General features: G+C 42.8%; 23 protein-coding genes. 2 read left to right on the top strand and 21 right to left on the bottom strand.

Annotation, left to right across the window (positions count from 1 at the left end):
* Nucleotides 1–265 precede the first annotated feature (265 nt).
* Entirely contained in the window at nucleotides 266–1,630 is a 1,365-nt protein-coding gene (locus tag B5E53_RS15440; protein ID WP_087316620.1) for an AAA family ATPase, read from the top strand.
* Nucleotides 1,631–1,675: 45 nt separating this feature from the next.
* On the opposite strand, the gene B5E53_RS15435 is transcribed toward B5E53_RS15440, so the two are convergent.
* The 10 genes from B5E53_RS15435 to B5E53_RS15385 form a co-directional block, all read right to left on the bottom strand.
* A complete protein-coding gene (locus B5E53_RS15435; RefSeq protein WP_087316618.1) occupies nucleotides 1,676–2,074 on the bottom strand; it encodes a winged helix-turn-helix domain-containing protein in 399 nt (132 codons plus the stop codon).
* Nucleotides 2,075–2,236: 162 nt separating this feature from the next.
* Nucleotides 2,237–4,774 (bottom strand): ABC transporter permease, encoded by a 2,538-nt coding sequence (locus B5E53_RS15430; protein WP_087316615.1) that lies wholly within the window; start codon nucleotides 4,772–4,774, stop codon nucleotides 2,237–2,239.
* A 14-nt stretch (nucleotides 4,775–4,788) separates the two neighbouring features.
* A complete protein-coding gene (locus B5E53_RS15425; protein WP_087316613.1) occupies nucleotides 4,789–5,454 on the bottom strand; it encodes an ABC transporter ATP-binding protein in 666 nt (221 codons plus the stop codon).
* A 119-nt stretch (nucleotides 5,455–5,573) separates the two neighbouring features.
* On the bottom strand, nucleotides 5,574–6,605 hold the full coding sequence (locus tag B5E53_RS15420) for a HAMP domain-containing sensor histidine kinase (RefSeq protein WP_087316611.1): 1,032 nt from the start codon (nucleotides 6,603–6,605) through the stop codon (nucleotides 5,574–5,576).
* Nucleotides 6,602–7,285 carry a response regulator transcription factor gene (locus tag B5E53_RS15415; RefSeq protein ID WP_087316609.1) on the bottom strand — a complete coding sequence of 228 codons (684 nt, stop codon included), beginning with the start codon at nucleotides 7,283–7,285 and terminating at the stop codon, nucleotides 6,602–6,604. The genes B5E53_RS15420 and B5E53_RS15415 overlap by 4 nt, the downstream gene beginning before the upstream one ends.
* Nucleotides 7,286–7,659: 374 nt before the next feature.
* A complete protein-coding gene (locus tag B5E53_RS15405) occupies nucleotides 7,660–8,904 on the bottom strand; it encodes an ATP-binding protein (protein WP_087316605.1) in 1,245 nt (414 codons plus the stop codon).
* A gap of 74 nt (nucleotides 8,905–8,978) precedes the next feature.
* The gene (locus B5E53_RS15400; protein WP_087316603.1) at nucleotides 8,979–9,815 is read right to left on the bottom strand and encodes a tyrosine-type recombinase/integrase; all 837 of its coding nucleotides are present in this window, start codon (nucleotides 9,813–9,815) and stop codon (nucleotides 8,979–8,981) included.
* 252 nt (nucleotides 9,816–10,067) lie between these two features.
* Nucleotides 10,068–10,553, bottom strand: a complete 486-nt coding sequence (locus B5E53_RS15395; protein WP_087162984.1) for a hypothetical protein — start codon at nucleotides 10,551–10,553, stop codon at nucleotides 10,068–10,070.
* The gene (locus B5E53_RS15390; protein ID WP_087200876.1) at nucleotides 10,550–10,855 is read right to left on the bottom strand and encodes a hypothetical protein; all 306 of its coding nucleotides are present in this window, start codon (nucleotides 10,853–10,855) and stop codon (nucleotides 10,550–10,552) included. The genes B5E53_RS15395 and B5E53_RS15390 overlap by 4 nt, the downstream gene beginning before the upstream one ends.
* Before the next feature lie 19 nt (nucleotides 10,856–10,874).
* Nucleotides 10,875–11,105, bottom strand: coding sequence for a DUF5348 domain-containing protein (locus tag B5E53_RS15385; RefSeq protein WP_087162982.1), 231 nt, complete (start codon nucleotides 11,103–11,105; stop codon nucleotides 10,875–10,877).
* A 469-nt stretch (nucleotides 11,106–11,574) separates the two neighbouring features.
* Here B5E53_RS15385 and B5E53_RS15380 point away from each other — a divergent pair, with 469 nt between their 5' ends.
* Nucleotides 11,575–12,414: a hypothetical protein gene (locus tag B5E53_RS15380; protein ID WP_140401514.1), complete on the top strand. Its 840-nt coding sequence runs from the start codon at nucleotides 11,575–11,577 to the stop codon at nucleotides 12,412–12,414.
* Nucleotides 12,415–12,502: 88 nt separating this feature from the next.
* Here B5E53_RS15380 and B5E53_RS15375 read toward each other — a convergent pair whose 3' ends face one another.
* The 11 genes from B5E53_RS15375 to B5E53_RS15320 form a co-directional block, all read right to left on the bottom strand.
* Nucleotides 12,503–12,907 (bottom strand): winged helix-turn-helix domain-containing protein, encoded by a 405-nt coding sequence (locus B5E53_RS15375; protein WP_087316598.1) that lies wholly within the window; start codon nucleotides 12,905–12,907, stop codon nucleotides 12,503–12,505.
* A gap of 430 nt (nucleotides 12,908–13,337) precedes the next feature.
* Nucleotides 13,338–14,297, bottom strand: coding sequence for a D-alanyl-D-alanine carboxypeptidase (locus tag B5E53_RS15370; protein WP_087316596.1), 960 nt, complete (start codon nucleotides 14,295–14,297; stop codon nucleotides 13,338–13,340).
* Between the two features lie 44 nt (nucleotides 14,298–14,341).
* Nucleotides 14,342–14,818 carry a hypothetical protein gene (locus tag B5E53_RS15365; protein WP_087163101.1) on the bottom strand — a complete coding sequence of 159 codons (477 nt, stop codon included), beginning with the start codon at nucleotides 14,816–14,818 and terminating at the stop codon, nucleotides 14,342–14,344.
* A gap of 24 nt (nucleotides 14,819–14,842) precedes the next feature.
* Complete coding sequence (locus B5E53_RS15360; RefSeq protein ID WP_242963772.1) at nucleotides 14,843–16,039, bottom strand: ABC transporter permease; 1,197 nt, start codon at nucleotides 16,037–16,039, stop codon at nucleotides 14,843–14,845.
* On the bottom strand, nucleotides 16,020–16,733 hold the full coding sequence (locus B5E53_RS15355) for an ABC transporter ATP-binding protein (protein ID WP_087163102.1): 714 nt from the start codon (nucleotides 16,731–16,733) through the stop codon (nucleotides 16,020–16,022). The genes B5E53_RS15360 and B5E53_RS15355 overlap by 20 nt, the downstream gene beginning before the upstream one ends.
* Nucleotides 16,734–17,591, bottom strand: a complete 858-nt coding sequence (locus B5E53_RS15350; protein ID WP_242963770.1) for a hypothetical protein — start codon at nucleotides 17,589–17,591, stop codon at nucleotides 16,734–16,736.
* Nucleotides 17,592–17,737: 146 nt separating this feature from the next.
* Complete coding sequence (gene vanS / locus B5E53_RS15345; protein ID WP_087163103.1) at nucleotides 17,738–18,823, bottom strand: vancomycin resistance histidine kinase VanS; 1,086 nt, start codon at nucleotides 18,821–18,823, stop codon at nucleotides 17,738–17,740.
* Nucleotides 18,810–19,520: a VanR-ABDEGLN family response regulator transcription factor gene (gene vanR / locus B5E53_RS15340; RefSeq protein WP_087163109.1), complete on the bottom strand. Its 711-nt coding sequence runs from the start codon at nucleotides 19,518–19,520 to the stop codon at nucleotides 18,810–18,812. Before vanR ends, vanS begins: the two co-directional genes overlap by 14 nt.
* 470 nt (nucleotides 19,521–19,990) lie before the next feature.
* Complete coding sequence (locus B5E53_RS15330; protein ID WP_087316591.1) at nucleotides 19,991–20,230, bottom strand: helix-turn-helix domain-containing protein; 240 nt, start codon at nucleotides 20,228–20,230, stop codon at nucleotides 19,991–19,993.
* Nucleotides 20,227–20,661: a sigma-70 family RNA polymerase sigma factor gene (locus tag B5E53_RS15325; protein WP_087316589.1), complete on the bottom strand. Its 435-nt coding sequence runs from the start codon at nucleotides 20,659–20,661 to the stop codon at nucleotides 20,227–20,229. Before B5E53_RS15325 ends, B5E53_RS15330 begins: the two co-directional genes overlap by 4 nt.
* Before the next feature lie 700 nt (nucleotides 20,662–21,361).
* On the bottom strand, nucleotides 21,362–21,775 hold the full coding sequence (locus B5E53_RS15320) for a winged helix-turn-helix domain-containing protein (RefSeq protein WP_087316587.1): 414 nt from the start codon (nucleotides 21,773–21,775) through the stop codon (nucleotides 21,362–21,364).
* Nucleotides 21,776–22,234 lie beyond the last annotated feature (459 nt).

The following is a 22,234-nucleotide window of genomic DNA, read 5'->3' as shown; positions in this document are numbered from 1 at the left end:
GTAACAGCCGGGCTTCTTTTCGCTGTAAGCATCCGGATCAGCATTATATTTTTGATTATTTTCAGGAACATAGAATGTCGAAAGATCCAGGATTCCTGGATTATGGAAAGGCCTGGTCCGATGAGGTTCCAATCAAGACCTCTCCAGCATGGTGTCCGAAAAAGCGCAAAGACAAATAAATCTGGACTCTGCGTTGTTTTTCTGCTGTATGTATAGCACATAATTTGATAGAATAGAGTTACTGGAAACCGGGAGGAACATACAAATGGATCTAAAACGCAGCATATACGGCCGGCTTCTTGAGTGGAAAGAGGATCCCGTTCATTCCACTCTCGCAGTCATCGGGGCAAGGCAGGTAGGAAAAACATACATCATCAATAAATTTGCGGATGAAAACTTCCGCCATAAAATTTACATCAATCTCTTTGAGCAGAGCGGACAGCAGTTTATGCAGTGCTATAAACAGGCAACTGCCTGGGAACCGGGTACAAAACGTCCGGAACATCCTCTGCATGATGTGTTCCGTCTGTTTGATGTGGAATTTGAGGACACCGAGGATACCGTCATCATTATTGATGAGATTCAGGAGTCATCGGAGGTTTACAACCGAATCCGGGAATTTACCCGTCAGTTTCAGGCACGCTTTATCGTGACAGGAAGCTATCTGGGGAAAATCTATGATCCGGAATTTCGTTATTCCAGCGGGGACGTCACAAGACTTCCCATCTACACCTTGTCCTTTGAGGAGTTTCTTCAGGCGTATAATGGAGAGCTTTACACCGAATATCTGACACTTACTCCTGTTATGCCACAGGAGGATCAGATCCATCAGCAGCTTACCGAAGCATATGATATTTATACCCATATCGGAGGCTACCCGAAAGTGGTGGAGACTTACCTGGAGACAGGTGATTTTCAGAAAGCGCAGGGCGTACTGGTTAAGATCATTGATACCTTTACCAACGAATCTATCCGGTATTTCAGCGATATCCTGGATACACGGGTATTTACGCAGATTTTCTTTTCCATCTGTCGGATCCTGAACCGGGAAAGCCGGGGACTGAAGGAAGACAGCATCAGTGAAGAGCTGCAGAAGCTGGTAACAAGAGATTACTCCAGTAATATTTCAAAAGCCACCTGCAACCGGGCGATAAGCTGGCTCTATTTCTCCGGCATCATCGGTTTCTGTGCAAAGATTACGGAAATGGACATCTTAGAATTTAAACCGGCCAGCCGCTGTTTCTTTATGGATCCGGGGCTTGCCAATTATTATCTTGCTCTAACCGGTACAGACAGCCGGACGCTTGCCGGAACACTGAATGAAAACTATGTTTACATCAATCTGAAGCGCAGGCAGGATTTCCCTCCGGAAATTGCTTTTGAAACGCCGGCCTTCGCCACTTACAAAGGCGGGGAGATTGATTTTGTCGCACAGTCCATCCATTCTCATATCCGGTATCTGGTAGAGGTAAAATCCGGTAAAGGCACCGCTACCACCGCACAGAAAGCGCTGGATCAGGGAAAAGCAGACCGCCTGCTCTACCTGAAAGGCGATACGAAAGGCGGACAGGCTGGAAAAATTGATACCGTCCCGCTTTATATGCTGGAACGATACTCTTTTGATGAATGAAGTGTATAGTAATGACTCGGAGCCGCCCTCACGGACGGCTCCTTTTTAAGTTTCCGGATCGAATTTGTATCCCACTCCCCAGACGGTTCGGATGTATTTTCTATCAGTGTATGTCCGGAGCTTCTTCCGGATGCTGTAAATCATACACTCGACCTTGGCATCCACGCTCACAGGGATGTCATCCCAGACTGCCTCATAGATCTGTTTCCTCGTAAACACCTGTCTAGGATGCTTTGCAAGAAACAGTAGAACATCAAATTCAAAGCGGGAGAATTTAACTTCTGCTCCTTCAATTTTTACTTTTCGTTCCTTTGGAAATATCTCTATGCCCATAAGAGCAGGCGAAAAAAGTTGCTCTGGTTCACTATACAATATTTCCAATTTATCTGCTAAGGCTCTTGTTATTTCATTGAGAATATTTTCTTCTTCCTCGTTAAATGTCAAAATCAAAAGTTTCCCAATATTTCTTCTCTCCTTCTATGCCGCATTTCTCAAAATATTTCCAATTTTTCCTGTGAATTTCTATGATGTCCGTATGTGTTCTACGATATTTCTCTGTTGAACCAACACCGGCGTTTTATTATCCTATATGCGTAGGCAATCCAATCAATTCTGCCGTAACCTTTCAACCGTTGTTTTTTTCATCATACGGTTTACAAACAACAAAGGAATGAACCAGCAAAATGCAAGCAAAATAGCAGCAAGGACAATCATCATCCAAATTGGATAACTAAAAGCTGCATATTCTACAATCCCCTTAAACGATTGAAATGCCAAAACAAGCAATCCATTCCCCACCGTCAGGCATAGAGCAAGTGTTATAATCGCATACCAAAATCCTTCCATTTGGAGCATACGGCGGCACTGTTTCTTTGTCATACCGATGCTTTCCATAACAGACAACTCATGCTTGCGGGCCTCGATATTGGTAAACATGATGTTGGCAAAATTGATAATGCCGATAAAGGCCAGTACAAAAGCAATACCACCGCCCAAAGTATAGAGCGTGATTTTGGCAGAATGTAGCCCCTCTGAAAGTTCGGCCTTTGAAGTTAAGGAAATCAAACCTTTTTGATTGCATAATTCTCGCACAGCGGAAACCACTTGCTTTTCATTTGCTGAATTAACATCAATGCCAAGCTGGGAAATATAAGCATCAGGAGAAATCCGTTCCATACCCGCATCACTGACAAAAATATATGGGGCATCTGTACTTAGTCCACCGTAATAACTGCTGGGAAGAAAGCCGCCAATAGGCAGTTCCAAAATATCCCCACCTGCAACAGCCTCAAAGTCGCTTATTTGGCCACATTGGAAGCGAAGTGTCATATCACTCGGAAATAACTCAGGCTTGTCAGTGACTAATAAGCCATAATCCCCATTATAAAATCCCTCATAGTCCATACCATTCTCAACGATATAGTCTTTGAGTTTTTCAGCGTCAATGCTGACTAATTGTGTATAAAAACGATTTGGATATTGTTCGTAGTAATCAGCTCCGGGCGCTTCCATCCCCTGTGACTGATATTTGTCCAGAATATACGAATAAAACATATCTTCTGAATATTCTGGAATGATTGTCTGTTCTCTTTGCAAACTGATATTTCCAACGCCCTCAATCGAGTTCAGTTCATTTATAAAATTCTCGTCAAAAAGCTGTTCTTGTTCGCCCCTATAACCAAGTACAAGGGTTTGATTGGTAAGCTCAATATCATGCTCCATAGCACTGTCTATAAAGCTATCTGTACTCATGCTTTGGATGAAGAGGGTAACAACCAAGCAGGCAGTAATTCCTAAAAAGATAGACAGAACAGCAAGAACACTTTTCTTTTTTGTCCTCTGTATATTTCGCCAAGCCATTCCGGATGCTGAAAAATGTTTGCTTCTAAGTTTTGGCCTTATTTCTGCCACTTCATTTTGATAATGTAAAGCAGCTATAGGCGAAATTCTTTTTGCTATTTTGATAGGTTTATGGATGGACAGCAAAACCGTGACAAGAGAAAAGAGCGCAGCGCCAATGTAAATAATAGACCGTTGTGCCACTACGATCCCCGTATTGGCTTCTGTAAGATTACGAAGCGCCAAAGGAATAACAAAATTTGATAGGGCAAAACTGCCAAGCAGACCAGCAATAATTCCAAAACAAGCAATTTTCATAGCCTGCCGTGAAATGATTTTTCCGATTTGCGTTGAAGTCGTTCCTATTGTTCGTAACTGTCCATAAAATCGAACATCATTTGATACGGAAATGTAAAACACATTATAGATCAAAAGATACCCGCACAGAACAATCCCAAGTCCAAGGATAATGCAAACAGCAATCGTCTGAAAATTAGTATTCCCTTCTAATAAATCGGGATTGACGGAAAGCGTCTGCCCATCGCTCAATTTCAGACTGCTTTCTATGGTGGAAGTGATTTCGGCAATGTTCTGTGTATTAGAAAAGCGCATATCTGCTGTTGTTCCCTGATTACTCCAAATATCAAATCCGACTTCATTACAGAACGCTTCGGACACAAGCAGATAAGCAATATTTCCGTTCCCTATATAGTCGTACTCGTCAAACCAACCTGACAGACGAAAAGTTTTTTGTTCTGTTTCCTGCATGGAGCCACTTTGATAAGAGAATGGCAGTTCCATCCCAATATAAGGCTCTGTGATGTTCCATTTTTCCAATACCCAAGTGGGAACCATAATCTCGTCTGCACTGCTGGGATAAGTACCATAGACATTTTCCAAGACAGGAACACGATGATTTTGCCATTCAGAGGTATTATAAAACCTCAAGCCATAAAAAAGGCCAGCCCCATTCGTGTCAAACTCAGCATTAACAAAGCTCGGCAAAAGCACATCGGCCCGCACACCGACACTATCTATTTCTCCCGAAGCTGCTAAAATTTCGTACTGCTCCAAAGAGGGAGCGTTTAACGTAGCATGGCCCGTCGTGCCTCTCGTCTGTTCTTGTTGAAGTTGCCATGAGCTGATGTAGCTGCCACCAATTAAAAAAATAGTGCAGATTAAAAGAGTAGTCAAGAAAATTGCCAATGTTGCAATAGCATTTCTGATTCTATTCTGTTGAAAGCTGCGTTTTGCTAGCTTTTTAATGATTGGCCTATTATTGTTGCCAAATAAAATGTCATTCATTCTTTCTCACCCCTTTACTCGGAAATTTTCCCGTCCTCAATACGGATAATACGATCTGCAAGCTGGGCAATTTCATTGTTATGGGTAATCATCACAAGGGTTTGATGAAATTTTTGGCTGGTAACTTTCATGAGGCCCAATACGTCATTGCTGGTTCGACTATCCAAATTCCCCGTTGGCTCATCAGCTAAAACGATGGCAGGCTTTGATACCAGAGCGCGGGCAATGGCGACGCGCTGCTGTTGACCGCCGGAAAGATTATTGGGCATATTGTTTAGCTTATCGCCCAAAGCCAGCATCCGAACCACTTCATCCATAAATGCTTTATCCACAGTATCACCATCCAGTTCAACCGGGAGAGCGATATTTTCATACACATTCAGGACAGGAACAAGATTATAGTTTTGGAATACAAATCCGATTTTTCGTCTGCGAAAAATTGTAAGCTGTTCTTCATTCAGCGTAGATAAATCTTTGCCGTCCACAATAACTTTGCCGGAAGTAGGAACATCCAGCCCACCCATCATATTCAGCAATGTAGATTTTCCGCTGCCGGATGTGCCAATAATGGCAACAAATTCCCCCGGCTCAATGGAAAGAGAAACGCCGTCCAGAGCCTTTGTAATATTCGGCTCGTCCCCATAGTATTTTTTCAAATCTGTTGTCTGTAAAATAGGCATAAGTTCTACCACCTTTCTTTTTGATGGTTCCATTGTAAAGGGAAATCCTCGCAGAAATGTCACGACGGTTCTTGAATTTCCCCTTAAAACGCCTTGAAATGTCGCAATCCTGTGACATTTCAAGAATGGGGCAGGAACACCGAAAAAGTAGAGCCAGCACCGACTTCCGAAGCAACACGGATAAAGCCCCCTTGCCGGGTGATAATCTCACGGGTAAGATATAGGCCGATCCCGATGCCGGGGGCGTCATGCACCCTGTCCTCACGGTAGAACCGCTTGAAAATCGTCCCTCGATGTTGTTCTGGAATACCAATACCTGTATCGCAAATATCAATCTTCACATACATTTCCCAACACACCACAGCCACATGGATTTTTCCTCCCTCTGGCGTATACTTTACCGCATTATCCAGAATATTGAACAGGGCTTCGGTTGTCCATTTCCTATCATGGGCCGCAGTTACCGTTTCCGGGCAATCCACCGTGACCGCAATCTTTTTCTGTTCTGCGTTCAGCAGAATACCACCCAGCGCCGCAGCGAGAGTATCATAGATGGCCTGCGGCTTCGGCTCCAAAGCAATTACACCGGCTTCAAGCCGTGATGTTTTAATCATCGCCTGCATCAGAAAATCCAGCTTGTCTAACTGGCTGTCCATAGCCAAAAGAAATTCTTTCTGTTTTTCCGGCGATACAGCTTGCTCCAACAAAGTGGCATCCAGCATTTTTAGGTTTGCAATCGGTGTTTTGACCTGATGGGAGATGTCCGAAATCAATTCCTGCAAGTCGGCTCGTTCCTTTGCAATACTGCTTTTGCTTTCCCGCAGCACTTCATAGAGCCGAGAAAGTCGGTGCTGGATTTTATAAAACAGATTTTCTTCCTCTGTGTACTGCGGCGGGGCCTGATCTGCTGACATCATATCGTCCAGCAGCTTACAAAGGGCATCCGAAAACAGCGTTAATTTCCGGCGCACAAAGGCCAGAAAAGCAGCCATACACCCGGCGACAACAACCGCATAGAGCAACCCGCAGCATAGCGCCAATACGTTCTGCGTCAAAAAGTATATGGTAACTGGCATAGCGATTGAAAGCAAGAAAAGAGCTACACACACGACCATGCACACTTTATTGACCGAGAGTTTTTCCGTCCTCATTTGCTACCGCCCCCAATCCACATATAGCCCATGCCATAGACGGTTTTAATATAGGCACGATCTGGCTTTTCGATTTTGTTGCGTACCCTGCTGATTGTAGAAGTCAGGGCGTGTTCATCCACAAAATTCCCGTCTATATCCCACAGCTTTTCCAATAGCACCTGCCGGGTCAAAACGACCTGCGGATTTTTTGTCAACACTTTCAAAAGCCGGTATTCCATCGGTGTAAAAGAAATACTTTCTCCGCTAAGCGTTGCGGTCATTTCCGTAAAGTTGATAAACAGGTTGCCGTCGTTGTAGAAGTCGCCGCCAGATTGTTTCCTGATCCTGGCCAGCAATGCAGACACTTTTTTCTGGAATACACTCATAGGGAAAGGCTTCGTCACATAATCATCTGCCCCCAGCTCATAACCTTTGAGCATATCGCTCTCCATATCGTTTGCTGTCAAGAAGATAACCGCAGTATCAGGGTAACTGTCCTTAAGTTCTCGACAAAAATCAAATCCGTTTCCATCCGGCAGATTGATATCAAGGACAATCAGATCATATTCCTGTTTCTCACACAAATTTTCCGCTATCCCCTTGGTTAATGCAGCATCTACTTCATAACCTGCAGCGGACAGGTTATAGCAAAGGGTTGTATTCAAAAGCTGGTCATCTTCGACCACTAAAATTTTCATTGGATCACATCCTTTTGATTTATTTAGAAGTATTCTATAACTCTTCCAGAAAATTTTCCATGTCTTTTATATGTTTTAAGATCTGTAACAATATTTGTTTTTCCTTAGTTCTATTATCACAATAATATCTATCAAGCATCTCGGCATTTCCTTTAATGACTGTTAAATGAGTTCTTAAATGGTGATGTACATATTGTCTTTGCTGTTTATCCTTTATTATGCTCATATTTATCCCCTTTTTCTTTTAGGATAACAACGAAATGTCACAGAAACCTCACAAGAAACAATTTATTTAACTGTAATGTTCAAATTAAAAATGAATAGAGCCATCCTCTCAGACGGCTCATTTCTTCTCCTTATCTCATTATCACTACTTACATTTCTTTCTTATCTAGCAGAAAATCAATAATATTATAATGGACAATACCATTCCTGCTCATATCTATGATGTCACTGCTGATCACATATTTCGGGTAATTGTCATCAATCTTCTCAAGATTGCCAAATTCTCTTGCAATACAATCCTCTGATAAGATATAGGCCACCTGGATATAAAGTTTCTTCTGCCCTTTGTAACATACAAAATCAATTTCCTGGGTATCCAGTTTCCCCACCTTTACCTCATATCCCCGGCTTAACATTTCCAGGTATACCACATTCTCCAACAGCTTACTTGTGTCGATCTGCTCGCTGGCTTTGCTCACATTGCGAAGCCCAATGTCACCGGCATAATACTTTTCTGTGGATGCCAGGATGTTTTTCCCCTTAATATCATATCGTTCCGCTTTTGAGAGTATCATTCCAGCCTGCAGCTTATCAATATAATTCAGCACCGTGTCCACTGTGGTCGATTGACCGGCTGATAGTAAGGAACGGCTGATCGAGCGCGCAGAGAACGGATTTCCGATATTGTCCAGCAGAAATTCCAGAAGTTTCCTTAGAAGATTTTCATTCCGGATCGCATACCTGGAGAGAATATCTTTCATCACGACAGAATCATAGACATCCTCCAGATATGTGCGGACGGAATGTTCATCCGGCAGCACCAGGCGCATCGGCAGGCCGCCGTATTTCAGGTAATCCGTAAAAAGCTGTTTCCTGGTATAAGGAAGCCCATTGATCTCATAAAATTCCTGTATCTCGGACAGTACAAAAGGATACACATGAAAAGAAACATATCTTCCTGCCATATTGGTCGCCAGTTCTCCGGAAAGCAATTTGCTGTTGGAGCCTGTCACATAGATATCGCAGTCAAAATCAATTCGGAAGGAAGGGATGACTGAGTGCCACTCTTTCACATGCTGGATTTCGTCAAAAAAGAGATATACTTTTCCATCCGCCTGCTCTGCCCGTTCCGTGACGTACTGATAGAAGTTATCTGCATCCTCCAGCTTTTTAAAACGCCGGGACTCAAAATTGATCTCTATGATATTTTCTTTTGGCACTCCATTCTCCAAAATAACATCACGGATCTGCGAAAGCAGGATCGTCTTTCCACTTCTTCTAAGGCCAATCAATACCTTAATCAGATCCTGGTCAATGAATGGACGTATCTTATCCAGATACAAATTTCGTCTTATCATCTCCATACATTCCACGTCCTTCGTTAGTTTTGTCATTATTATACCTCATACTTTTATTATAATCAACTTATTGTCTGTTTATACAAAGACAATTTTGTTCTTATAGTTTCTTACAGCAGGTTCGCTTTCTCCTTCATCTGTTCCCGGCTCGTATTGGTATAGATCAGCGTGGTCCGCTCGCTGGCATGTCCGGCCTGATTTGCGACTTCCGCAATTGTATATCCCATCTCCAGGGCATGAGAGCAGAAGTAATGCCGGAGCGAGTGCGGTGTAATCCGGTCCGAACACTGATTGAAAAACCGGTTCACACTGCTGCGGTGGAGCTTTCCACCATTCCGGCTGATAAACAGGTACTCAGACTGGGAGTTTCTTACCTTCAGATACTCCCGGACTGCATGGATAATCTTGTCATTGATAAATACGATCCGCTGCTTATTGCCTTTGCCAGTCACCAGCAGTTCCCTTGCCTGAAAATCAATATCTGTCAGGCTGATGCTGATGCATTCGCTGACACGCAGGCCGGCATATGCAAGGATTACCGCAATCGCATAGTTTCTCTTCCCGGTATCAACAAGTACCTTTTGGAGAAACGCCTCCACATCTTTCTTATCTATATCCGCCGGACTTGCAATGTCCTGCTGGAATTTCAATCGGTCCTCTGCTGAGATGACCAGATCTTTTTGAACTCCGATCTGTACCAGGAACTCATTAAAGCTGGTCAGAGAGGACAGTTTCGTATCAATGCTTTTAAATTTCAGTTTCTTAATGTTCTGCAGGTATGACCGAAAATCCAAAATGTTGGTATGGTATAGCAGCGTCGGCTCCTCCCCGAAAGTATCTTTATACCACCGGTAATATTCATTTACATGACCGCTATAGGTCTTAATGGTATTCTCTGATTTGCCCTGTTCTCTCAGGAACTTTTTATAATCCTCCAGTAATGCCACGGTACTTCTTCCTCTCTGCGATTATGTTGCGCTCACTTCTCCGTGAGAGTTGCGTAATTATGTTGCGTCCAGATAGGATTTCTTCTGTCTTTCATGCCTCCAACACAACATAATTGCTATTATGTTGTGTTCAGAAAATGGCACGGTTCTGACACGCTTCCTATATATATTCCATACGTTTCACAGCATAAAAACGCAAAAAGGACAGCAGATTTTTTCCGCTGTCCGATCTGGATGATTTCAGGGGGCAGCTTAGGTGCCGCTCACCCTTTTGAAAATCAGCTTCCCGTCCTTTACCTCAACGGTGAAGCGCTGGGCTGGTTTGGACTGTTTCTTCCGTCTCTGACATTCAAGCAGTTCTTCGTTCCTCAAATATTCACACCGGAAGTCATTTAGATGATAATACCCCCAATATATGTGGAATAAATGTATATAATACTCCTTCTTCCGTGTGAAGATGAAATCAGAGTCCCTGTTGATAGAATTTAGAAGACTCCTCAGCTGTCTGGTGATCCGATAAGGATTGCCATGCCGGTTCGTATAAGGTTTTCCATATTTGGCAGAGATCTTTAAAACATTCCTCCCGGAAAGGTCACTTTTCCGCAGCTTTATCGCATCCCCTATCCGAATCGGCATCTGGTACATCAACCCGATTAACGCTGCTTTTTCCAGTTCCCCTTCCGCAATGAATTGTTTCATCAGCTGCTTCCCCATTTTTGCTTTTTCATAGGAAATCATCCACCATCTTCTCCTTTCCTGACAGCTTCCAGGATTTTCTCTCCCTGCTGTACAAACACCTGCTTTTCCGGTTCTTTTTCATATATCTTCCAGAGCCGCTGATGCAGAGCTTCCAGATTCCTGACATCTCCCTGTGTGTTATTTGCCAGCATCCGGAGAAAAGGGAAGATCATCGTATGCCGGATATTCTTCCCAGCCAATACAGACTTCTGTTCCTGTCCATACACTTCATAGAGGCATCCCAGGATAATATCCGGATCCGTGATAAACTTGATCTCAGGTTTCACCCATTCCTTTTTCATGTTCGCCCTCCTGACAAGATTATTCGTACCAATCCGCCCGGACTGTCAGGCCGTCCAGCCGGATCTTCGGAACTCCCACAAGATACCAGTCATCATCCATTTCAATCCGAACCGGCACCCAGTCTCCATCCATCTCCACATCAAAGCAGTCCCCACAATGCAGACCGCCGTAATAGCTTCCGTTTCCAAAGTAGATGTCATACCTCCCAGATTCCCGGTCATAGCATAAAACGCCTTTTTTCTTTACCATAGTAATTTCCTCCTGTATTTTTACTTTTCATAAGAATAATAGGGCTGCATTTTCGCAGAGTGGATGATTTTCTGTTTGTTCTACTAAAACTTCCCTTAACGCTTCATATGGCTCTGTTACTTATTTCATACGTATGGGATGCGTAAATAGCAACTTTTATTGAAAAAATCCGAACCAAACTATATTTTGTTGTATTTTTGTTTGACACATACCATATATGGTAATATACTTATTTTGTAATCATTATTTGTGTTTATCTGGAAAAGGATATGCTGTTTAGGTTTGTAATCAGTCAGAGGGATATTCTGCCAACAGAGCAGTACCTTCTGGCTTTTTTTATTTTGCAGAGATTTCTGTACGAAGTTTGAGAATGAGCACCCGGCTTCATTCTCTTTTTTTATGCCTAAAAGCAGGAAAGGAGGATTGCAGGAATATTCCGGAGGAACACGCCACAAGAAAGGAGAAAAGAATGAGATTAGAATTTAGTATTGTATTATTTGAAAATGAAGGTTACGCAACAGCAAGGAGGAATACGGGTATCAATGAAATACTTGCCTCTAAAGCAGGAGATACTGGTTATGTAATGGATGATGACAGCTATCGCATATTTACGCTGGATCCATACGCCTGGAAATGGTGGCTTAATCCCAGATTACATCGTCCAGATTTTTGCTCTTGTTACAGTTCTTCTACTGAATCTGATTGCGACAATCCAGCTATACAGGAAAGAATCATAAAAGCGCTGGAAGATTGGCAGAAGAAATACTTACGGGCAAATGAGACGATTAAGTTGATCAGCAGTGGTAAGCATATCCTGTATCACTGTGACGTGGAAACCGTATGCGGAGATGCAGAAATCTACTGTTTTGATTCTGTCATCGATACTATGGAGGATCATGCTCAGACAGAGATCATCACAGGGAACTCTTTCATTAAGAATGTTCAGGGAAACGCCCAGATCCAATGCCTGGATGACCATGCTATGATCACTAATTTGTGCGAAAATGCAGTTGTCCATAATATGAAAGATATTTCACTTATTCATCATGCATATAAGGATAGCCAGATCCATACCATGCAGGACAACTCCCGTATTCTGAGCTTGAATGGAAATGCACGGCTTGGGACAATGAACGGGCATACAATCGTTGACCTGGCATCGGGCCAGTCGGTCATTGAAAAGGTTTCGTGTGGCTGCGCTGTCCTGGGATTATCTCATGACGCGCAGATCAAAAAAGTAGAATCCGGAGCTACAGTCCTCCCGCTTCATGTGGATGGTTACCATGGCTCGACCATGCCGTTCTCATAATAGAAACTGTAGTAAATATCTTATGAAAGAACTCAAGGGACGCTGTGTAAAAAGCAGCGCCCCCTTGATGGTTTTAACGATTATTATTTTATGCAATCTCAAACCGATACCCGACACCATATACGGTATGAAGATACCGAGGGTGCCGTGGATCTTTCTCCAGCTTCTTCCGCAGGCTGCCGATCAGACAGTAAGCACTGCTGTACATTTCTTCCCCTATATCCGTTTCTCCATAGATCATGCGACCGATCTGCGCATAGGTATACACACGTCCCGGATGCCGGGCCATGACTGCGAGGACATCAAATTCCCTGGCAGTCAACAGCACTTCTTTTTCCTCCACCATAACCTTACGCTGGAGCATATCCAGGAAAAATCCCGGATATAGGATCTGTTGCGGCTCCATGAAGATTTTTACCCCCTCCAGAGCCTGGAGCTTTCTTTTGATGCTGCAGATCTCCGGCATCCGCTCCTCTGGAAATTCAATCACCATTTGCTTTTTCAAAGTGTTCTCGCTCCTTCCATCTCCTTATTTTGGGGAAGCTCTGCTCACTGACATCATTTTTATCCAGCAGATTTCTTATTCTGCTGGGACTTCCTCATACTGCTTTTATGCAACAAAAATCGTACGACATAATATAGTACATACTCATGGCCGCTTGTCCCCATAGCCGGGGACAGGCTTTTTTTGACGGTTTATACCCCGTCGGAATTTGTCGAAACGCTCTTTGCTTCATGGCGGCTCCCTCCGTGGGCCGCCGATCCCGCCAGCGTCAGGGCGTCATTCCGTATGAGGGCATAGAGAACGGCGGCCTTGATTTGTTCAAAGCCGCCGTAATGTAATCAGGCATGGGAAAAAGGCTGCTGAACGACGGCTTTTTTTCTTTTGCCGTCGTCCGGCAGTAAAAAGTATATTTTGTTCGTTACTTTTTTAAATAATCCGATTCATCTATCGTTTTAAGGATATTGTTTACATCATCATATCTGGATGAGTCAGATTGTGAACCCAAACTACATATCAGAAACTCTTTCCCATATTTTCGGTAAAGAACAACTAAATTGTAATCATCAGACAACGAACCAGTCTTAACGCCAATCACATTCTCATTGTAATAATCGGATGTTGGGTCAAGAAAGATATTTGTGTTTTTCCACGATTGTGTGCTGCCATCTGGTAAAGTGGCCGTATAAGAGCTTTGAGATATAATATCTCGAAACCATTGAAATTCTAAAAGCTGATTAACAACTGAATTAAGGTCTAAAACCGTGGTGAGCGCATCCATATCATAGCCACTGGGGTCATACAAAACAGTATTTGTATATCCTTTCTCTTGTAAATGGACGTTCAAACTGTCCATAAAAATATTGATACGATCTTGAACAGTTGCGGTTTGCGGAGAAAGAATACCACCGCAATAATCAGCAACCACATAGGCTGCATCATTTCCTGAAGGGACTAACATTGCAGCAAATAAGTTATGCAGGAAATGATCTTTTGCTTCTATGCCTGCAACAGATGAACCGGGCTTTGTCAGTGAAATAGCTTCATAGCTGGCTGGAACAATGCTATCTAAATCTGCGATTGTTGCAGCATATTCAATAACGAACAGTTTTGCTAAACTGGCAGGAAGTTGTTGCTCATTTTCTTTTTTTGAAATGAAAAAATCATTGTTTGAACGGTCTACTAAAATCAACGATTTTGCATTGTATGAATCTGGTTGAAACTCCCCATATAAAAACGAATAGATTGCATTTTTTTCACTTCTAAAGTTTTCAGGTTTCATTACCCATGGAATAAAAAATACGCCTGCAATTACTACAACAGTTAGGAAAAACAAAAATACTCCGAAATGAAACCTCCTTTTCTTGTATCTTCTTGACATAAATTACACCTCCGGCAATACGCTAATCAGAATAAAATTTGTATTTAATTAGCATAGTTGACTTCTATACACTCCATAAATCCAGAGGGATCGCCCAGCTTCGCTTTGTCGATATTCTCACGGAGATAATTGCGGGTCGCATCATCGCAGCGATCTTCTCCCATATATGGCATATCAAAAGCGGTTTCCAATTCTTCCAACGCTTTTTGGGCACGTTCTGGATCGATATTATAGCTGTCCAACCACTCTTTCATCCAGCAATATTCCCACAGATTGGAAGCTCTTGTATCTCCATAGCCAATTTGAAACGATCCACCAGTATCTTCACCTTCCAAACTTTCAGGAAGGGTCACTCCTTCCGGCCAATCTAAGTTGGAGATAGTTTCCAAATATTCATCTTCAATGTGTTCAAAGTCTGTAAAACCTCGATCTGCTGAGTCAGAATTGGAACAACCTGCTATCAACACGCAAAGAAGCAGAGCGACACACATGGGAATACATTTTGTAATTATTTTTTTCATATTTATCATCCTCCTAATATTTTCTCATCGAAGTGCTAATGCTGGCTCTAATTTAGCAGCTTTCAAAGCTGGTAATAATCCGCCGAGTAGTGCTGTTGCCACAGAAGCAACAACCGAAATTATGGCTACAAGGATTGGATAATCAGGTGAAGGTACAGGGGAGTCAGCCGGAAGATACATGCCTATACCCTGAACCAGAAGAATAGAAATCAAAATGGACGCCACACATACAAAGGCTGAAAGGATCAGTTGCGAACCTAAAACTAAAAGAACAATGTTGGAACGGGAAGCTCCGATTGCCCGACGAATAAGAAGTTCATGCGTCCGCTGTTCCAAAGAGGATAAACCAATATTGATCTGCCCTAATATTGAAACAAATAGCAATAAAAATGATGTCACGAGAAGCCCTATTTGAAGCATGGATAAAACAGAGTCATACGTATTTCCCACATCACTTCTTCCTGAATATTCCAGTTCTCCACCTACTGTATCTGCTATACAATCACTTAAAGCAGAATAAATCTGCTCTGTTGTTAGCCCATGCGTTGAGTTCCAATAAATAGTTGCATTTTGGACTTGCCACATAGTAGGAACGTATTGTGCTACCGAATAAGCGTCTATATAAACCGTCGCCACATCTCGTCCATCATTGACAATGCCAATAATATGGAATGGTGTCAAAGCAAGGCTGCTTCCTACATTTCCAACCGCATAAGGAGCATTAAAATAGCTTTTGGCCGCCTTGTTTATGACAATTTCAAGAGAGTAATTTGAACCAGAGCCGTTTAACCATTCACCAGAGGACATTGGAAGATTATATATCTGGTTGTAAGGAGAGGTCGTAAAAACAACATCTACGGGGAAAAGTTCTTTATATACGGCCATATCCAAATTTTGTAGGGAAGAAATAGACGTAACCGGTGCAAACCTCACATCCTCCCGCATAGAAAATGTAATAGCCGTATGATCTTCAACTCTTTCAAGAGATAAAAATAAATCTTCAAGTTTGCTGGAATCCTCAAAACATGAGCCCGCAACAGAAAAGGAGTAGGTCGGAGCCCATCCATATATCTGTGCATTAACAGCAACTAAATATCCGCTGCCGAGTGTACCAACTAAAAAGGAGGCGATCATTGCTATGATCCCAACCAACATGGATATACTTGTCAAGACACTTCGGAGAGGGGAAATTCGCAGGTCTTTAAGAATCATTTTCAACATAGCAAATCCTCCCTTCGTCCATTCTAAAAATCGTGTCACAGGTATTCGCAATATCCGGGTCATGGGTTACTAATAAAAGCATAATTTTATTTTCTTTTACAACCTTGAGCAACAAACTCATAACCTGTTGACCAGTTTTTTTATCCAAAGCTCCTGTGGGTTCATCACATAAAATGGCTTCCGGTGATACTGCCAGCGCACGTGCAATCGCTACTCGCTGTTGTTCACCACCGGACAGATTAGATGGATAATCATTTGCTTTTCCAGCCAACCCTACACTTTGTAGGAGATTATGAATGTGTTCTTGTCGCTGCCTTTTACTTAATGACTTTTTTGCATATAGCAGTGGCAGTTCAATATTTTCCCAAACCCTTAAATGCTTTATAAGAGAATAATTCTGAAAAACAAAGCCAATATTGTTTGCCCGCAACATGGATAGTTTTCGGTCTGACAAAGTAGAAACAGGGGTGCCGTTATAAATATATTCACCTTGGTAGCAGCGATTTAGCAATCCTATAATGGATATTAAACTTGTTTTCCCCGAACCGGATTTTCCAACAATCGCATAGCTGTGACCTCTTTTTAATTCCAAATGTGCATTACTCACAGTGGTTAAAATCTCGCCATTATTCAATTTTACCGTTGCTGTTAGATCTCTGATTTTAATTAAACTTTCGTCTATAACTCCATCCATTTATGAATTTCTCCTTGGATCAAGGTTTGGGGGCAGAGAAGAAATAATATCTCCTTCTTCTATCCCTGATAGGATTTCTATATAAGCCCCATCAGACGCTCCCAATACCACCTCTGTCTGAACTTCTTCTCCATCTTTTATGACCGTTACCATACCTTTATCCTGCCTCCCAGCAATAACAGAAAGCGGAAGTATAAGGACATCCTTCCTCGTTTCCGCAGATATAACCACAGTTGCACTTTGACCCGGTTTTACATCAACATCCTGCCCGATTAGACATTGAAGGGTTGTAGTTTGCGGCATGAAAGATTGCTGCACTATATCTTCACTGTTTTCTGTTACAGGGGTTACAACAGCAATAGACTCCGTTGGGCCAATGCCATTTGAGATTTGAAATTTTGCATGTAATGCTACGCTTTCAGGCAATGTTTTCAAATAATTTTCCGCTTCTACATTCAGAGCAAAGCCTGTATAGCTCACAATAGCAACAGGATAATTTTGGGGCACGTTTTCGCCAGAAGGAGTAAGGGAAAGAATTATCCCATCAACCGGCACTTTTATCTCATTGCCGTCTATATTACCAATTACATCCCCAGCAATAAGTTTATCACCTACATCCAGTTGAGTTTCAAAAGCTCCATTTATAGGGGAAGATAGAGCAAAGGCCGAAGCCTGAATAACAGTAGTTTGCATTGATAGCGTTGGCGTAAGTGATCCACGCTGGGCTATCACGTTTTCTACACTTTGAGTAATGTTACTCACATCATTTTGTTGAGGTTGATTATTGGATGAACACGCTGTTAAAGCGAAGGCACATATAACCAATAGTGAAGCAATTCCTTTTTTGTATCTGTTCAACGGTATCCCCCCTAATATTTTTGAAAAATCAGCAATAAAAAGGCTCCTGCTCTGACACATAATATTGTATCAGAATAGGAGCTTTTATTTCTTTGTTTGTCCGAAAGACTATCCTCTTTTTTTCTACGGAATTTCTAACGATTTTCCTACAAAATAGGGAGCGTAACTGTAAACCGAATTTTTTCATCCGTACTTTCTGCGGTTATCGTCCCTTTATGAAGTTCTACAATTTGTTTTGCTATGGCAAGGCCCAAACCGGCTCCACCGCTACTTGTGCTTCGTGCCGCATCAAGGCGATAAAACTGCTCAAATATCTGTGATAGTTTTTCCCTCGGAATTGTGTTTCCACAGTTCTCGAATATAATCGTTACATTTTTTTCATGTGGCTCTGCTGCAATGGTAATCGTTGTATCATTGAAACTATAAATAACAGCATTGCGCAAAAGATTATCAAATACCCGTTGAATTTTATCTGCGTCACAACGAAACATAAGGGTTTCGGGAGCATTGAGATCACATTGCAGTCCCTTTTCCCGAAGCATAGGTGCAAATTCATAAATAAGCTGTTCCAACAAACGCGTTAAGTCGATTTCTTTATACTGTAATGTAATATTCGATAAATTGAACCTTGTAATTTCAAAAAATTCATTGATTAAATCTTCAAGACGTTCTGCTTTACTAAGAGAAATCGAAAGATATTTCTCTCGAAGTTTTTCAGAAATCTGAGGTTCATCACGCAGCAACATTAAATATCCCATTACAGAAGAAAGTGGCGTCTTTAGATCGTGCGCAAGGTACATGATCAAATCATTTTTTCGCTGTTCATTTTCTTTTGCCAGTCTTGCATTAGCCTCAGATTCTTGCTTTAGGCGATTTATTTTGGCCGCTATTTCACTTAATTCTGGCGACAATTCAATATAATCTACATTTGAGTCAAATAGTTTACCTGTGGCCTCCTGCAACTCATCTACATAAGCGACAACTTTTTTAAGTAGCCGATATGTAAGAAAGATTATGCACAAGGCCCATACTATAACAGCCGCGACACCTAAATAGAGCGATCTGTAAAACAAATAATAGTCCGGTACATATTTACTAAGCAGCCATTGTAGCAACATCCCCATCAAATTAGAAACAACGATAATGATTACAGATATAATCCCACACTGGAAAATGTAACTTCTAAAAAGCGTAGTCAGAAGATTGCTTTTTATTCCTTTATTCAATTTCATAACCCACACCCCAAACTGTCTTGATAAATCTTGGCTTTTTTGCTGGTTCATTCAATTTTTCTCGAAGCCGTCCAATGTGAGCCATTACCGTACTGTTATTATTCAGATACTTTTCCTTCCATACAGCTTCAAACAGTTCTTCCGATGGAATGACTTTTCCCTGATGTTCGCATAGATACCAAAGGATCTCAAACTCAATAGGAGTTAAGGATAATTCCTTTCCAAACAAAAAACACTTATGGCTGTCTTTGTTGATGACAAGTCCCCTGATGTCATATTCTGTTTTAGGGACAGATTCTTTTGACGAAATTGACGTGTTGTATTTTGAGCAACGCCGTAATTGTGTTTTTACTCGTGCAACCACCTCTAAAGGATTGAATGGTTTGGTAATATAGTCATCTGCCCCAATAGTTAATCCCATAATTTTATCATTGTCCTCGATTTTTGCAGTAAGCATAATCACTGGGAAATAGAAGTTCTCTCTGATTTTTTGACATAACTGGAAGCCGTCAGTATCTGGCAGCATAACATCCAGTATAGCCAAATCTATATCGTTTTCTTCAATACACCGAAGGGCATCAGTTCCATTGTAAAATTTATAGACAGAATAATTATCGTTCGTTAAATAGACCTCCAAGAGATCAGCAATTTCTTTTTCATCATCAACAATTAGGATTGTTTCGCTATCTTTGTTCATAATCATCACCATAACTTTTCTTTTATCAACCGTTTTTTTCGCTTCTTTCAGCTTCTCTCGGCCCCGACGAAACAATAGTTGACTTAACAGGACAAAACGCCCTAATTCTCATTTGTTTCTTTGAGTGTTATGTAGGCCATATTCATACCTCCGATAACATTTTTTATTATATTTCATTCGCCCAAAGAACACAAGGCAGTAAATATGAATAATAGAATGTAAGTATAGGGCAAGTCAAGTGGCAGCCATACGCCGGAAGAAAGAGGCAGAACGGCAGCGGAAAAGATACCTCCTGTCTACACATTTAAGGCGGTGAAAACCCAGCCGTGACAAGGCTTTTCCGGCACGGTCAGTGGGCAGGCGGGACAGATTATCCAATCCCCGCCTGAACAGGCTTCTAAATGCGTAGAAAACAACCCATGAGAAAGCGCCGGACGCGGCGGCCTGCTGGCCCTGCGCCCGGCGTTTTCTCATAGGCTGTCCTTTAGGATGGCCCGGATCAGCTTATTTTGCAAGCGGTGTTTCATGTACTCGTCCACCCGCACATGAGGCGTTCCGTCCAGCTCGCAGAGTGTCCGGGTACACAGCTTATTCATGTAGCCGTCATAGTATCGTAAGATACGCTCCATTGCCAGCGGATCACCGGCGCGGGCCTCCGCAAAGACTGACAGGGGCAGAAGCACCCTGCCGTGGAATGTGGGCTGTTTCATTTCGCGTTCCTCCCTCCGTTATTCTCCAACCTTTGCCGCAGTTCGTTCAAAGTCTTTGTGTGGTGGCGCTGGACGGCGTTGCGGGACATCCCCACAAGGCCGCCGATTTCTCCGTCTGCCATAGCTGCGACACAGTGCAGAATTAAAATCTGCTGCTCCTGCTCCGGCAGGCTGGCAAAAGCTCCTGCCACCAGTTCGTCCCGGATATGTAGGTCATAGCCAAAGGCCGAGAATTTAAAGCTGTCGCTGGGGTACTCGTCCAACGTACAGAGCTTGTCCATTTCCGCCTGCGGCAAGGTGTCCAGCGGCTTTTCCCGGTCACGACGGCGGGCCAGCTCCGACAGGTAGTTGATGGCCGCGTTGCGGAGAACGGTTTTGCAGAAAGCGTCCAGCCGGTTCCGTTCCACATAGTCAAAGGTGTATTCGTTCATCTTCTCATCCCCGATATACGGGAGAGTGAGAAGATAAAGCTGCTTAAACCACTCCTTTCACTGGCAGCAATATGACGGCTCCGGCCCGCACCGAAGAACCGCAGGAAACAACAAATTTCGCCCAGCAGGTCGCAGACCCACCGGGCGAAAGAAGAAGTGATATGAAGTTTATTTACACGGTATAGTGCATACTCATGGCCGCTTGTCCCCATAGTTGGGGACGGGATTTTTTTGACAGTACATAGCCTGTCTTAATTTGTCGAAAAGCTCTTTGCTTCATGGCGGCTCCCTCCGTGGGCCGCCGATCCCGCCAGCGTCAGGGCGTCATTCCGTATGAGGGCATAGAGAACGGCGGCCTTGATTTTGTCAAAGCCGCCGTAATGTAATCAGGCATGGGAAAAGAGCTGCTGCACGACGGCTTTTTTTCTTTTGCCGTCGTCCGGCAGATAAATTAAATATAGAAACTATGGCAGAATACAAAGTATTGCCTTATTATCATATTTCTACCACATAATCCACAATAGTATCCTTATCGAAGACCGGGCAGCTTTCGCCGCTCGGTCCCTTCTTAATTACTCCACATCCCGGAAATACCGGATGCACTTCATCAGCTCCGCTTCAAGCCCCTGGTACTAAAACTATGCCTAATAAAAAAGGATGCTGCTTCTACGCAACACCCTCTTGTTAATCTCATCATAATTTACTTTTCTAATACATCCTCAAACCGATACCCGACACCATATACGGTATCAAGATACCGGGGGTGCCGTGGTTCCTTCTCCAGCTTCTTCCGCAGGCTACTGATCAGACAGTAGGCACTGCTGTACATTTCTTCACCTACATCCGTTTCTCCATAGATCATGCGACAGATCTGAGCATAGGTATACACACGTCCCGGATGCCGGGCCATGGCTGCGAGGACATCAAATTCCCTGGCAGTCAGCAATACCTCCTTTTCCTCCACCATGACCTTACGCTGGAGCGTATCCAGGAAAAATCCCGGATATCGGATCTGCTGCGGCTCCATGTAGATCTTCACACCCTCCAGAGTCTGGAGCTTTCTCTTGATACAGCTGATCTCCGGCAGCCGTTCCTCTGGAAATTCAATCACCATTTGTCTCTTCAGAGTATTCTCGCTCCTTCCGTTTCTTCAGTTTCTGGAAGCTCTGCTCACTGATGTCATGCTCAATCCTGCAGGCTTCCCTTGAAGCAGTAGTATTTTTCTTATTGTTCTCTCATTCAAAAATGCAGGTTAGAATTACGGCTGTGGTCAGCCATGTCAAACTGTTCTTCGACGTACAGCAAATCTCCCTGCGAGAAACTGGGACCTGCATTTGTACTGAGATTTGCAATCTTCCTTCATCACCTGTCACTGAGAACCTCAAACTCAAGATTCTGCCTTGCCACCTGCGAAGTTGCTTCAAACAGACAAAAATTCCTCCTACTGCGATCAATACAATCAGCATTATATCCGGTGATGGCAGATGCTCATTCATCCATTCATTTGTATATTGAACGCCAATATAGTATTGCAGAACAATATACTTATTTTCACGGGTAACAAGCAGGTATC

The sequence above is a fragment of the Eubacterium sp. An11 genome (assembly GCF_002161065.1).
Lineage (GTDB): Bacteria > Bacillota > Clostridia > Lachnospirales > Lachnospiraceae > Anaerobutyricum > Anaerobutyricum faecale.
This window is presented reverse-complemented; position numbering and strand designations above follow the sequence as displayed.

Excerpts from the sequence above, each read along its gene's own strand:
- B5E53_RS15440 (WP_087316620.1), top strand. The coding sequence starts at position 266 with ATGGATCTAAAACGCAGCATATACGGCCGGCTTCTTGAGTGGAAAGAG.
- vanR (WP_087163109.1), bottom strand. The coding sequence starts at position 19,520 with ATGAACAAAGATAGCGAAACAATCCTAATTGTTGATGATGAAAAAGAA.
- B5E53_RS15355 (WP_087163102.1), bottom strand. The coding sequence starts at position 16,733 with ATGGATGGAGTTATAGACGAAAGTTTAATTAAAATCAGAGATCTAACA.
- B5E53_RS15360 (WP_242963772.1), bottom strand. The coding sequence starts at position 16,039 with ATGTTGAAAATGATTCTTAAAGACCTGCGAATTTCCCCTCTCCGAAGT.
- B5E53_RS15325 (WP_087316589.1), bottom strand. The coding sequence starts at position 20,661 with ATGAACGAATACACCTTTGACTATGTGGAACGGAACCGGCTGGACGCT.
- B5E53_RS15390 (WP_087200876.1), bottom strand. The coding sequence starts at position 10,855 with ATGAAAAAGGAATGGGTGAAACCTGAGATCAAGTTTATCACGGATCCG.
- B5E53_RS15370 (WP_087316596.1), bottom strand. The coding sequence starts at position 14,297 with ATGTCAAGAAGATACAAGAAAAGGAGGTTTCATTTCGGAGTATTTTTG.
- B5E53_RS15380 (WP_140401514.1), top strand. The coding sequence starts at position 11,575 with ATGAGATTAGAATTTAGTATTGTATTATTTGAAAATGAAGGTTACGCA.
- B5E53_RS15430 (WP_087316615.1), bottom strand. The coding sequence starts at position 4,774 with ATGAATGACATTTTATTTGGCAACAATAATAGGCCAATCATTAAAAAG.
- B5E53_RS15365 (WP_087163101.1), bottom strand. The coding sequence starts at position 14,818 with ATGAAAAAAATAATTACAAAATGTATTCCCATGTGTGTCGCTCTGCTT.
- B5E53_RS15425 (WP_087316613.1), bottom strand. The coding sequence starts at position 5,454 with ATGCCTATTTTACAGACAACAGATTTGAAAAAATACTATGGGGACGAG.
- B5E53_RS15385 (WP_087162982.1), bottom strand. The coding sequence starts at position 11,105 with ATGGTAAAGAAAAAAGGCGTTTTATGCTATGACCGGGAATCTGGGAGG.
- vanS (WP_087163103.1), bottom strand. The coding sequence starts at position 18,823 with ATGAAATTGAATAAAGGAATAAAAAGCAATCTTCTGACTACGCTTTTT.
- B5E53_RS15320 (WP_087316587.1), bottom strand. The coding sequence starts at position 21,775 with ATGGTGATTGAATTTCCAGAGGAACGGCTGCCGGAGATCAGCTGTATC.
- B5E53_RS15375 (WP_087316598.1), bottom strand. The coding sequence starts at position 12,907 with ATGGTGATTGAATTTCCAGAGGAGCGGATGCCGGAGATCTGCAGCATC.
- B5E53_RS15405 (WP_087316605.1), bottom strand. The coding sequence starts at position 8,904 with ATGACAAAACTAACGAAGGACGTGGAATGTATGGAGATGATAAGACGA.
- B5E53_RS15330 (WP_087316591.1), bottom strand. The coding sequence starts at position 20,230 with ATGAAACAGCCCACATTCCACGGCAGGGTGCTTCTGCCCCTGTCAGTC.
- B5E53_RS15395 (WP_087162984.1), bottom strand. The coding sequence starts at position 10,553 with ATGATTTCCTATGAAAAAGCAAAAATGGGGAAGCAGCTGATGAAACAA.
- B5E53_RS15415 (WP_087316609.1), bottom strand. The coding sequence starts at position 7,285 with ATGAAAATTTTAGTGGTCGAAGATGACCAGCTTTTGAATACAACCCTT.
- B5E53_RS15420 (WP_087316611.1), bottom strand. The coding sequence starts at position 6,605 with ATGAGGACGGAAAAACTCTCGGTCAATAAAGTGTGCATGGTCGTGTGT.